Annotated in this window: 1 protein-coding gene; it reads right to left on the bottom strand. The window is 42.9% G+C overall.

Annotated features, from left to right (window positions below; translation table 11 throughout):
• Positions 1 to 103: 103 nt before the first annotated feature.
• Positions 104 to 1351, bottom strand: a complete 1248-nt coding sequence (locus HMPREF0381_RS14045) for an IS110 family RNA-guided transposase (protein ID WP_008752678.1) — start codon at positions 1349 to 1351, stop codon at positions 104 to 106.
• Positions 1352 to 1671: the final 320 nt, after the last annotated feature.

Genomic DNA, 1671 nt, shown 5'->3' with positions numbered 1-1671 from the left:
TAAGATTGAAAATGAGAAGTAGGGGATATCCATTCACTTAATCGCATCATAAACAAGCCATCTTTCGGTGGCTACTTTAAAAATTGAATATTAAAAGTTAAGGCTATGCAGTTGCTGACTTGATTTTATAACCTTGATTTCTTGCGATGATAATTGCCTGTTCTACCGTGATTTCCCGGTCAACAGGAGGCAAATCGTATTTCCGATAAAGTTCCGCATTATAGTTTTCACCGTTCTTGAGCATATGATATAATGCAGTCAGAAGCATTCTTGCAATGGCAATGATTGCTTTCTTGTGACCGCGACGCTTTTTGAGACGGAGATAACGGTTGCGAATTTCCGGATGCTTTTTACTGGCAACAACAGCATTTGCACACTGGACCAGTAAAGGTTTGATATAGCATCCGGCCTTGGAAACCCGGACAGATTTTTTCTTCCCTGCACTTTCATTGTTGGTCGGAGTAAGACCGGCCCATGAGCATAGGTGTTTCGCCGAAGGAAAAGCCTCCATGTTGGTACCGATTTCGGAAATGATTCCGATGGCAGTAAAGTCGCTACGGATACCGGGAGCAGTTTGGAGAATGGCAAGTTCTTGCTGATAGGGAGCGGCGAGCGCAAGAATGAGTTCTTCAAGCTCTGCTTTCCGGGATTCCAAGTTTTCATAATGAGCTTTGATAACCTTAAGTTTGCCGGCTTGTTCCGGAGTGATATAACCGTCAATAGCGTCACGGAGTTCGGGAAGTTTCTTTTTCAAACTTTTGTAAATAAGGGGTTCAAGGTCAAAAGATGTATCTGCGGGATTTTCCAAAAGTTTATCCAGTATCGCCTGAGCAGATTTGCCGAAGGTGTCCGAAACAACGTTTCCCAACTGGATATTGGAAACCGTGAGACAGTTCTGCAAACGATTCTTTTCGCTTGATTGAAAGCAGGTCAGTTTGAAACGGTAACGCATAAGGTCACGGAGCTGGCGGATGTCAGCGGGCGGCATAAAGCTACCGGCAACAAGATCATGCTTGAATAGGTCAGCAATCCATTTGGCATCTTTCTTGTCAGTTTTCTTTCCACGGATAGCCTTAACATATTTGGGATGAGCAAGGACAATCGTACAATCGTTTTCTAAGATATTGTAGACAGGAATCCAATATTTACCGGTGGATTCCATACAGATATCCTTGCAGTTGTGCTTGAGCAGCCACTGTAACAAATTTTTCAGACCACTCGTGTAGGTCGAAAAACGATGGCACTCATATGTGGTTACACCATTGCTGTCGGTAGAAGCAATGCATGCCACTACAAAAGTCTTGTGGACATCAATGCCACAGCAGATTTTGTACACGATTTTTAAAGCCATAGGGACTCCTTTCAGAACCGGAAGGTTCGCTGAAGATTATAGGGAGATACGGCATTGACTGAACGCCTAAGCCATAAACGAGATTGTTTATACAAAGATAAGATTACGTGTTCTACGACACACTTATTTGTGCTTGAAAAGGCGAACTACACATATAAATATGCGGTCATCCGGCAAGCCGGACAGCCCACTCACCTCCCCGTGATTTGTAGTATACCGAGTTCCCTACAAGAAGAATTATAAATAAAAAATAGGCTCAAGGAAACATTTTCATAACGTTTTGTGCCTTGAGCAAAGCGAAAGGAATGGAAATAAATATG

The organism is Lachnoanaerobaculum saburreum DSM 3986 (genome assembly GCF_000185385.1).
Classification (GTDB): Bacteria; Bacillota; Clostridia; order Lachnospirales; family Lachnospiraceae; genus Lachnoanaerobaculum; species Lachnoanaerobaculum saburreum.
The sequence above is the reverse complement of the archived record's forward strand: the minus strand, read 5'-3'. Positions and strand labels throughout refer to the sequence as shown.